The sequence below is a fragment of the Streptomyces sp. NPDC056948 genome (genome assembly GCF_042674225.1).
GTDB classification, from domain to species: domain Bacteria; phylum Actinomycetota; class Actinomycetes; order Streptomycetales; family Streptomycetaceae; genus Streptomyces; species Streptomyces purpurascens.
On sequence record NZ_JBHUQX010000534.1, the window covers coordinates 1 to 5,355 of the forward strand.

Genomic DNA, 5,355 nt, shown 5'->3' on the forward strand with positions numbered 1-5,355 from the left:
GGCGGGACACGTTCCCCCGGTCCCGCCCGCGCCTCAACTTCCCTTCCGCGTCCTCACCAGGACACGACGACCTTGTCGCCGTTGCGGACCTGCGCGTACAGCTCCGCGATCGCCGCCTCGTCCCGTACGTTGACGCAGCCGTGCGAGGCCCCCGCGTAGCCCCGGGCGGCGAAGTCCGTCGAGTAGTGCACGGCCTGGCCCCCGCTGAAGAACATCGCGTAGGGCATGGGTGAGTCGTAGAGCGTCGACACATGGTCGCGGGACTTCCAGTAGACGGAGAAGACACCCTCCCGGGTCGGCGTGCCGCTCGAGCCGAAGCGGACCGCCACCGTCGACACGGTCCGCCCGTCGATCATCCAGCGCAGTGTCCTGCTGGTCTTGTCGATGCACAGCACCCGGCCCGTCGTGCAGCGCGGGTCCGGCGCGTCGGCCGGCTGGCCGCCCATCAGGTACAGGTCCCATCGGCCCGGCTCGCGGGTCATCCGCAGCAGCCGCTGCCAGGTGACGGTGTCGGTCCGCCCGGTGCGCGGCAGCCCGCGCTTGCCCTGGAAGCCGCTGACCGCCCGCTCCGTCTGTTCGCCGTACGTCCCGGTCGGCCCCTCGAAGAGCCAGGCGACCTGCCGCAGCCGGGCCTGGAGCTCGCGGACGTCCCGGCCGGTGGCACCGCGGGACCACAGCACACGCGGCGGGGCAGGTGGTGCCGCGCTGGGCTTGTCGTCGTCGGGCGGGGCGGGGGCGGTGCTCGGGCTGCCGCCGCCGGCCGGGGTGCGCGCCGGGGACGGGGTGCCGCTGGGTAATTCGATGTGCACCGGCGAGCGGCGCTTCCCGTCGCCGTCGGAGGGCTGCACCGTGCAGCCGGTCACCGCGGCCAGCGCGGCGAGTGCCGCCGCCATCGCTCTCCCCATGCCCCTGGTACGCACGCGGCCCCCTGTTGTCTCACCGGTGTGCCCGGATGTCACCTCAGATGTTCCCCTGGCGTGACCCGTCGCGAACCAGGGGGCATGGTGGTGAACGAGGTCCCGACCACCCACTGCTCGGCGGGAGGCATCACACCATGGCGCGTGAGTCGGAGTCCGGGCTGCCCATCGAGCCGGTCTACGGACCGGAGGCCCTCGAGGGCTGGGATCCGGCGGAGAAGCTGGGGGACCCGGGGGCGTACCCCTTCACGCGGGGCGTGTACCCGTCGATGTACACGGGCCGTCCCTGGACGATGCGCCAGTACGCGGGCTTCGGCACGGCGACGGAGTCCAACGCCCGCTACCGGCAGCTCATCGCCCACGGCACGACGGGCCTGTCGGTCGCCTTCGACCTGCCCACCCAGATGGGCCACGACTCCGACGCCCCGATCGCGCACGGCGAGGTCGGCAAGGTCGGCGTCGCCATCGACTCCGTCGACGACATGCGGGTGCTGTTCGGCGGCATCCCGCTGGACCAGGTCTCGACGTCGATGACGATCAACGCCCCCGCGGCCCTGCTGCTCCTGCTCTACCAGCTCGTCGCCGAGGAGCAGGGCGTCGGCGCGGACAAGCTGACCGGCACCATCCAGAACGATGTGCTCAAGGAGTACATCGCCCGCGGGACGTACATCTTCCCGCCGAAGCCGTCGCTGCGCCTGATCGCCGACATCTTCAAGTACTGCAAGGCCGAGATCCCGAGGTGGAACACGATCTCCATCTCCGGCTACCACATGGCCGAGGCGGGCGCCTCGCCCGCGCAGGAGATCGCGTTCACCCTCGCCGACGGCGTCGAGTACGTCCGTACCGCGGTCGCGGCCGGGATGGACGTCGACGACTTCGCGCCCCGCCTGTCGTTCTTCTTCGTCGCCCGTACGACGTTCCTGGAGGAGGTCGCCAAGTTCCGTGCCGCGCGCCGGATCTGGGCGCGGGTGATGAAGGAGGAGTTCGGCGCCGAGGACCCCAAGTCGCTGATGCTGCGCTTCCACACACAGACGGCCGGGGTGCAGCTCACGGCCCAGCAGCCCGAGGTGAACCTGGTCCGGGTCGCCGTGCAGGGCCTGGGAGCGGTCCTCGGCGGCACCCAGTCGCTGCACACCAACTCCTTCGACGAGGCGATCGCCCTCCCGACCGACAAGAGCGCGCGCCTGGCCCTGCGCACCCAGCAGGTCCTCGCCTACGAAACAGACGTGACAGCGACCGTCGACCCCCTCGCGGGCTCCTACGTCGTCGAGAGGATGACCGACGACGTCGAGACCGCGGCCGTCGGGCTGATGGCCAGGGTCGAGGAGCTCGGCGGCGCGGTCGGCGCCATCGAACGCGGCTTCCAGAAGAACGAGATCGAGCGCAGCGCCTACCGGATCGCCCGGGAGACCGACTCCGGCGAGCGGGTCGTGGTCGGCGTCAACCGCTTCCGGCTCGACGAGGAGGAGCCCTACGAGCCTCTGCGCGTCGACCCCGCCATCGAGGCCCGGCAGGCCGAACGCCTGGCCAAGCTCCGCGCGGAGCGCGACCAGCAGGCGGTGGACACCGCGCTCACGGCCCTGAAGAAGGCCGCGCGGGGTTCGGACAACGTCCTGTACCCGATGCGGGAGGCCCTGCGGGCACGGGCGACCGTGGGCGAGGTGTGCAACGCGCTGCGGGAGGTGTGGGGGGCGTATGTCCCCTCGGACGTCTTCTGACGGGCGGCCGGGGGAGGGGCGGTGTCAGACCCGCGTGCGACACTCCTTTGCATGCTCGGTGTCATCGATCTGCCCACCTACCTTGTGGGCCTCGTCCTGATCGTCCTGCTGCCCGGTCCCAACTCGCTGTACGTGATCTCCGTCGCCGCGCGACGCGGTGCGCGCACCGCGTACCGGGCCGCGGCCGGGGTGTGGTGCGGGGACGCGGTGCTGATGACGCTGTCGGCGGCCGGGGTCGCCTCGCTGCTCCAGGCGAACGCCGTGCTGTTCGGGATCGTGAAGTACGCCGGCGCCGGGTATCTGGCCTGGCTGGCGGTCGGGATGCTGCGCGCCGCCTGGGGACTGTGGCGGACCCGCCGTGAACGGGCCGCGGACGACGGCGTGTCCGGGGCGTCGGCCGATGAGCGGCCCTTCCGCAGGGCGCTGGTCATCAGCCTCCTCAACCCGAAGGCGATCCTGTTCTTCGTCGCCTTCTTCGTGCAGTTCGTCGACCCGGGCTACGCCTATCCGGCCGTCTCCTTCGTCGTCCTCGGCGCCTTCGCCACGGTGGCCAGCGTCCTCTACCTCAGCGCGTTGATATTCGGCGGCACCCGGCTGGCCGCCGCCTTCCGCCGCCGCAAGCGTCTCGCCGCGGGCGCCACCTCGGCGGCGGGAGCCCTGTTCCTGGGCTTCGCGGTGAAGCTGTCCCTGGCCTCGAGCGCGTAGAGCCTCACGAGCGGCCGAACCGGGCGAGATACTCCGCGAGCCCGGTCGGCGCGTCTCCAGCCCAGCCGACGTATCCGTCGGGCCGTACGAGGAACAGCCCGGCCCCGTAGGCCCCGTGCGCCGGGCCGTGGACGGTCCGCACCCGCTCGCCGAGGGCGTCAGGCCGCGCCCCGCCCAAGGCCAGCAGCGTCCAGTGCGGTCCGCGGAACGCGTCGAAGAGGCGGGTCCCGTCCACCGTCCCGTCGGGTGCCCGGTCACCGGCCCGTACCGGTCCGGGGTCCGTGCGCGTCTCCCGCGTGAGTGACGACGCCCGGTAGCCGAGGCCGAGCTGACGGGTCGCCTCGCCCCGCCGGGTCTCGCCGCGGTGCACGCTGGTGGACAGCCCGAGCATGTCGGCGGCGACGGGCCGCCGCTCCTCCTCGTAGGAGTGGAGCAGGGCCGCATCGGTGCCGTCGCGCAGCACCGCGCCCAGCTTCCAGCCCAGGTTGTAGGCGTCCTGGACACTGGTGTTGAGGCCCTGGCCGCCGGCGGGGGAGTGCACGTGGGCCGCGTCGCCGGCGAGGAAGACCCGCCCGGAGCGGAAGCGGTCCGCCAGAGCCGCCCGGGGCCGGAAGTCCGAGGCCCAGCGCAGCTCGGTCACGGTCTCGGGGGCGAGGTGCGAGCGGGCGGCGACGACCTTCCGTATGCCCTCCAGCGAGAGGTCCGGGGCCGTCCCGTCCGGGAACTGCGCCACGAGCTGGAAGTCCTCCGTGCCGGCCAGCGGGCAGATCGCGAGGTAGCCGTGGCCGTCCCCGCCCGGCGGGAAGATATGCCAGTTGTCCCGGTCCAGGCCGCTGATCCGGACGTCGGCCACCAGCGTCGGGTTCGGGTCGAGGGTCTCGCCCGCCATGCCGATGCCGAGCAGTCTGCGCACCGTTGAGCGGCCGCCGTCCGCCGCGACCGCGTACCGGGCGGTGACGGGCTCGCCCGAGGCGAATTCCGCGCGCACCCCGTCCGCGTCCTGCGTCAGACCGACGAGCTCCCGGCCGAAGGCCACTGCACCTCCCAGCCCGGCCAGCCGCGCGTGCAGGATCTCCTGCGTGCGCCACTGCGGCACCATCCACGGCTCCGTGTACGGCGCGTCCTCGCTCGCCTCGGCCGGGTCGAACATCCGGTGCTCGTCCGCCCGCCTGCCGTCCTGCCAGATCATCCCCACCGGGTAGCGGCCGCCCGCCGCGCGGATCGCGTCCAGTACGCCCAGATCGTCGAAGACCTCCATCGTGCGCGGCTGGATGCCCTTGCCCCGAGAGCCGGGGAACAGCGCCTCCGCCCGCTCGACGACCAGCGCGGCCACACCCCGCCGGGCGAGGTCGATGCCGAGCGCCAGTCCGGTCGGGCCCGCGCCCACCACCAGTACATCCGTGTCCATGATCCACCCTCTCCTTAACGCTGTTAAGTAGCTTCGCTCCCGAGAATCGCCTTAACGGTGTTAAGTTGTCAAGCGTGAGTACGGAACGACGTGAGCCCCTGGACCGGCGGCGGGTCGCGGACACCGCCCTGCGGCTGCTGAACGAGGCGGGCCTGGACGGTCTGACCCTGCGGGCCATCGCCCGGGAGCTGGACGTGAAGGCGCCCGCCCTCTACTGGCACTTCAAGGACAAGCAGGCCCTGCTCGACGAGATGGCGACGGAGATGTACCGCCGGATGGTCGCCGGCGCCTCGCTCGACCCCGCCGACACCTGGCGGGAACGGCTGCTGAAGGCCAACCGGGGGCTGCGCGCGGCCCTGCTCGGCTACCGGGACGGCGCGAAGGTGTTCAGCGGCTCACGCTTCACCGGCATCGAGCACGCCGGGCAGATGGAGGACAACCTGCGCCTGTTGACGGCCGCCGGTTTCACCCTCGCCCAGGCGGTCCGCGCGCTCACCACCGCGTACATGTACACGCTCGGCTTCGTCACCGAGGAGCAGGGCGTGCGGCCCCTGCCGGACGAGCGCCGCGAGGGCTACGACGTGAACGAACGCGCCCGCCTGATGGC

Annotated in this window: 5 protein-coding genes; 3 read left to right on the forward strand and 2 right to left on the reverse strand. The window is 72.3% G+C overall.

The features are described 5' to 3' along the window. Positions 1 to 53: 53 nt before the first annotated feature. Positions 54 to 905: a L,D-transpeptidase family protein gene (locus ACFTZL_RS40370; RefSeq protein ID WP_382594193.1), complete on the reverse strand. Its 852-nt coding sequence runs from the start codon at positions 903 to 905 to the stop codon at positions 54 to 56. A 149-nt stretch (positions 906 to 1,054) separates the two neighbouring features. Here ACFTZL_RS40370 and ACFTZL_RS40375 point away from each other — a divergent pair, with 149 nt between their 5' ends. Both ACFTZL_RS40375 and leuE read left to right on the forward strand, forming a co-directional pair. Beyond that, positions 1,055 to 2,635: a methylmalonyl-CoA mutase gene (locus ACFTZL_RS40375; protein ID WP_382594181.1), complete on the forward strand. Its 1,581-nt coding sequence runs from the start codon at positions 1,055 to 1,057 to the stop codon at positions 2,633 to 2,635. Positions 2,636 to 2,686: 51 nt separating this feature from the next. Then, entirely contained in the window at positions 2,687 to 3,340 is a 654-nt protein-coding gene (leuE, locus tag ACFTZL_RS40380; RefSeq protein ID WP_382594184.1) for a leucine efflux protein LeuE, read from the forward strand. 4 nt (positions 3,341 to 3,344) lie between these two features. On the opposite strand, the gene ACFTZL_RS40385 is transcribed toward leuE, so the two are convergent. Continuing rightward, entirely contained in the window at positions 3,345 to 4,748 is a 1,404-nt protein-coding gene (locus ACFTZL_RS40385; RefSeq protein WP_382594187.1) for an FAD-dependent oxidoreductase, read from the reverse strand. Positions 4,749 to 4,822: 74 nt separating this feature from the next. Here ACFTZL_RS40385 and ACFTZL_RS40390 point away from each other — a divergent pair. Then, positions 4,823 to 5,355 (forward strand): TetR/AcrR family transcriptional regulator C-terminal domain-containing protein (locus ACFTZL_RS40390; RefSeq protein WP_382594190.1); only part of this gene is annotated, 533 nt, incomplete at its 3' end.